This is a genomic window from Ruegeria sp. MALMAid1280 (genome assembly GCF_049195285.1).
Taxonomy (GTDB): Bacteria; Pseudomonadota; Alphaproteobacteria; order Rhodobacterales; family Rhodobacteraceae; genus Ruegeria.
Genome location: NZ_JBMIRT010000047.1, coordinates 1 through 3,751, shown reverse-complemented (window position 1 = coordinate 3,751; position 3,751 = coordinate 1). Strand labels below are relative to the sequence as shown.

The 3,751-nt window shown below is 61.2% G+C and carries 3 protein-coding genes and 1 pseudogene; all 4 read right to left on the bottom strand.

Annotated elements, in window-relative coordinates; genetic code table 11:
- A pseudogene (locus ACOQFT_RS11310) lies at positions 1-395 on the bottom strand (D-glycerate dehydrogenase); the annotation flags it as partial.
- Complete coding sequence (gene sucD / locus ACOQFT_RS11305; protein WP_421598030.1) at positions 395-1,285, bottom strand: succinate--CoA ligase subunit alpha; 891 nt, start codon at positions 1,283-1,285, stop codon at positions 395-397. The pseudogene ACOQFT_RS11310 and the gene sucD, both read right to left, overlap by 1 nt.
- A complete protein-coding gene (locus ACOQFT_RS11300; protein WP_421598029.1) occupies positions 1,285-2,481 on the bottom strand; it encodes a malate--CoA ligase subunit beta in 1,197 nt (398 codons plus the stop codon). Before ACOQFT_RS11300 ends, sucD begins: the two co-directional genes overlap by 1 nt.
- A gap of 28 nt (positions 2,482-2,509) precedes the next feature.
- The gene (locus tag ACOQFT_RS11295) at positions 2,510-3,751 is read right to left on the bottom strand and encodes an aminotransferase (RefSeq protein ID WP_421598028.1); all 1,242 of its coding nucleotides are present in this window, start codon (positions 3,749-3,751) and stop codon (positions 2,510-2,512) included.

Here is a 3,751-nt window from a genome sequence, read left to right as displayed (position 1 = left end):
TTGCCTGCGCGCAATTCGCGTTCGCCTTCCCCTGCGCGTCGGGCGACCATCAGCAGCAATGTGATGGCCAGATCGGCGGTGCACTCGGACAAGACATCCGGCGTATTGGTCACCGTCATGCCCAAATCACGCGCCGATGGTTCGCAGATATGGCTATATCCGACACCATAATTGGCGAGGATTTTGGTCTGAGCACCGGGCACGTCCAGGGCCTCGGCGCTGAGCGTATCTGTGACGGTGGGCAGAACCGCATCATAGCGTTTCAGCGCCTCGCGGATCTCGGCCGGGGACATCGGTTTGTCCCCGGTATTCAGTACGGCGTTGTAGTTTTCGGCCAGTTGCGCCTCGACGGCGGCGGGCCAGCGACGGGTGACAAGAACCGAAGGCTTAACCATCACGCAGCCTTTCCCATGACGCGCGCGATGGTTTCGCCGATAACCGCGGGGTTTTCAGCAACCGTCACACCAGCTGCAGACAGAATTTCGACCTTTTCAGAAGCGCTTTCCCCAAAGGCCGAGATGATCGCACCTGCGTGGCCCATGGTCCGGCCTTTGGGTGCGGTCAGACCCGCGACATAGGCAACCACGGGCTTGGTCACGTGATCGCGGATGTACTCTGCGGCTTCAGCTTCCTGCGGGCCGCCGATCTCGCCGATCATGGCGATGACCTCGGTGCTTTCGTCCTGTTCAAACCGCTCAAGGATATCCCGGAACGAAGACCCGTTGATCGGATCACCGCCGATGCCAACGCTGGTCGACACACCAATGCCGCGCTCTTTCAACTGGGCCGCGGCCTCGTAGCCAAGCGTCCCCGAGCGACCAATGATGCCGACATTGCCGGGCAGGTAGATATGGCCGGGCATGATCCCCAACAGGGCCTTGCCGGGACTGATGGTGCCCGCGCAGTTCGGGCCGGTCAGCACCATCCGCTTGTCTTTGGGATAGCGGTACATATAGCGCTTGACCCGGATCATATCCTGCGCCGGGATGCCGTCGGTGATGCAGACGCAATAGCGGATGCCTGCGTCAGCGGCCTCCATGATCGAATCCGCCGCAAATGGCGGCGGCACGAACACAAGGCTGGCATCTGCGCCGGTCGCCTCGACGGCCTGTTTGACGGTGTCGAATACCGGAACGCCCTCGACGGTTTCCCCACCCTTTCCGGGAACGACACCGCCTACGACATTTGTGCCGTATTCCAGCATATCCTTGGTATGAAAGCGCGCCATGCGTCCAGTGATACCTTGCACGATAACGCGCGTGTCGCGGTCGAGAAGAATGCTCATTACACGGCCCTCATCTTGGTGTTTTGGGTCAGATCGTTCTGCCAGGCGCCCACTGCCCGTTCAGCGGCTTCCATCAGCGTTGTGGCGCGGATGATCGGCAGGCCGGACTTGGCCAGGATCTTCTGGCCCTCTTCGACATTTGTCCCGGCTAGTCGCACAATGACGGGGATGTCGATTTCCAGCTCACGCAGCGCCTGCACGACACCTTCGGCAACCCAGTCGCAGCGGTTGATACCGGCAAAGATATTGACCAATACCGCCTGAACATTGTTGTCGGACAGAACCAAGCGGAAGGCCTTGGCGACACGCTCCGGTGACGCCCCGCCGCCGATATCCAGGAAGTTTGCAGGCTCGCCACCCGCCAGTTTGATCGTGTCCATCGTGGCCATGGCCAGACCGGCGCCGTTGACGATACAGCCGATATTGCCTTCGAGACCCACGTAAGACAGCCCCCGATCCGCTGCGCGGCTTTCGCGCGGGTCTTCCTGGCTTTTGTCGCGCAACTCGGAGATCTGCGGATGACGGAACAGGGCGTTGTCGTCAAAGCTCATCTTGGCGTCCAGCGCCAGCACCCGGTCATCCCCGGTGATCACCAGCGGGTTGATTTCGACCATAGTCGCGTCAAGTTCGCTGAACGCGGCGTAACAGCCCTGCAACGTCCGGACCATTTGTTGAACCAGACGCGGTTCCAGCCCGAGATTGAAGGCGATCTCGCGCGCCTGGAATTCCTGCAAGCCCACGGCCGGTTCCACGATCGAGCGAACGATGCTCTCGGGGCGTTCGGCGGAAATCTCTTCAATCTCCATGCCACCTTCCGACGAGGCCACGATCATCACCCGCTGACTGGAGCGATCCAGAACGAAGCCCAGATAGATCTCGCGATCAATGGGCACAGCGGATTCGACATAGACACGGTAGATGCCTTTTCCTTCCGGCCCGGTCTGGTGGGTCACCAGCTTGCGCCCGAACATCTCGTCGCAGGCTGCGTGGATCTCGTTTTCGCTGTCGCACAGCTTGACACCGCCGGCTTTTCCACGGCCGCCTGCATGCACCTGGGCTTTGACAATCCACTTGTCGCCGCCCAATTCCCGCGCGCGGTAGGCCGCTTGCTCGGGGCTGTAGGCCAATGCGCCGGATGGTATGGCGACACCGAAATTCGAAAGAACCTCTTTCGCTTGGTATTCATGGATATCCATCTGCAATCCTCCCGTTCATGCAGTATGATTAAGCGGCGATCGACGTGCCGTAACGGCTTTCCAGCAAGGCCTCGATTGCGTCCCGGTCGACCTCGGCGCCCAGCTCGCGCAGAGCCTCGGCGAACAGGCGAACAATCCGGCTGACAGCCTGGCGGTTCAGTTGGTTCAGGATGCCGATACGGACCTGCACCGGCGCGCTGAGAGTCGGCCAGATGCCAAACCCGCGGGCGCGGCAATTCTGCACCAGCTCCATCTCGCGCCCGGCCAGTTCCGGCGGCAGGTTGAGCACCACAAGGCTGGGCATGTCCGAGGTTACCTCGCACCCCATTGCAGCAACGGCGTCGCGCAGCACCTTTTCATGCGTCCGGTACGAAGCCGACCGTTTGGCCAACCCTTCCGCAAGCGTCAGCCGCAGGGATTCGTGGAAAGCCGCAACCGCGTATCCCGAATGGGTACGGTGATAGGTGCCTTTCTCGACGTCCTGACCATCGACGATACCCCAGTGGCGGGCCTCGAAAATCGGGTTGTGGACGTATGTATAAGCCCCGGTTGTCTTCAGCGTTTCGATATAGGCATCGGTGAAGCTGACCGGCGCATAGGTCAGCGGCAGGCAGCACAGGCCTTTCTGCGGGCACGAGGCCCAGCCGGCGATGCCGGGGAAGTCATCAATCGAAAAGTCATCGACACCCAGCGACGAAACCGCGTCGATCAGACCCATCGCACCGTGGCGTTCGCAGGCGTCCGAGAACCCGCGCAGGTCGTTGATACGACCCGAACCAGTTTCCCAATGCGCCATGAAGGCCCATTTCGGCTGATGCTTGGCCAGAGCAGCTTCGACCAGCTCACCCGTCACCGGCTGACCGTGCGGAACCTCGATCACGGTGACGCTTGCGGCCTGCGGGTCCAGCGGGTTGGCGGCGTGTTCTTCCGGTGTCGCCGCCTTGATCCGCAATGTCAGCGCATCAATGCCCGAGAAAGTGCCGTTGGTGAACGCAACCACCTTGTCGCCGGGCATTACAGCCGAAAACATCGTGTCCAGCGCGCTCCAGCCGGTTCCGGCCACAGCGAAAGTATAGGCGTTGTCGGTACCCCAGATCCCGCGCAGCATGTGCTTGCACTCAACCATGCCCCGCAGCACGTCGCCCTGCATGTGATCCGCAACGCCCGCACTGGAAAAAGCCTGAAGAACACGAGCGTCGGTATTGCCCGGCCCCGGACCAGCAGCAAGAGTCTCGGGGATCTCAAGCGGTGGGAAAATCTGAAAAGTCAT

Bases quoted from the DNA above. Each gene is read 5' to 3' on its own strand.
- sucD (WP_421598030.1), bottom strand. From the start codon at position 1,285: ATGAGCATTCTTCTCGACCGCGACACGCGCGTTATCGTGCAAGGTATC.
- ACOQFT_RS11300 (WP_421598029.1), bottom strand. From the start codon at position 2,481: ATGGATATCCATGAATACCAAGCGAAAGAGGTTCTTTCGAATTTCGGT.
- ACOQFT_RS11295 (WP_421598028.1), bottom strand. From the start codon at position 3,751: ATGACTTTTCAGATTTTCCCACCGCTTGAGATCCCCGAGACTCTTGCT.